Raw genomic sequence first — 370 nt, forward strand, 5'->3', positions numbered from 1 at the left:
CGCCGCCTCCATCCCCCGCCCGCCGAACGACCGCGCGAACGCCCGCGCCCAGTCCTCACCCACCCGGCGCGCCGCCGCCTCCCCCATCACCCCGCCCAGCTCCCGGGCGAACACCTCCCCCACCCCGGCGAACACCTCATCACCCACCCCACCAGCACGGCCCTCCCGCAACACCCGCGCCAGATTCACCGTCCGCCCGGCCAGATCACGCCCGAAATCCGTAGCCGCCGGCCGCACCCCGGAACCCGCCACCCCACCCGCGACATCCCGCCCCGCACCCTTGACCTGCCGCGCCTCCGCCAGCGCCGAGTCCACCGCACCCCGCAACGCCCCGGCCACATCCCGCCCGAACGCCTTGCCCAGCAGACCA

1 protein-coding gene is annotated in these 370 nt (G+C 76.5%); it reads right to left on the bottom strand.

Translation table 11 applies throughout. The annotated features are described in order from the left end of the window. Positions 1-370: hypothetical protein (locus IF37_RS40435; RefSeq protein WP_037858488.1), on the bottom strand; the 370-nt coding region annotated here is incomplete at both ends.

This window comes from Streptomyces sp. NRRL S-31 (genome assembly GCF_000718775.1).
Taxonomy (GTDB): Bacteria; Actinomycetota; Actinomycetes; order Streptomycetales; family Streptomycetaceae; genus Streptomyces.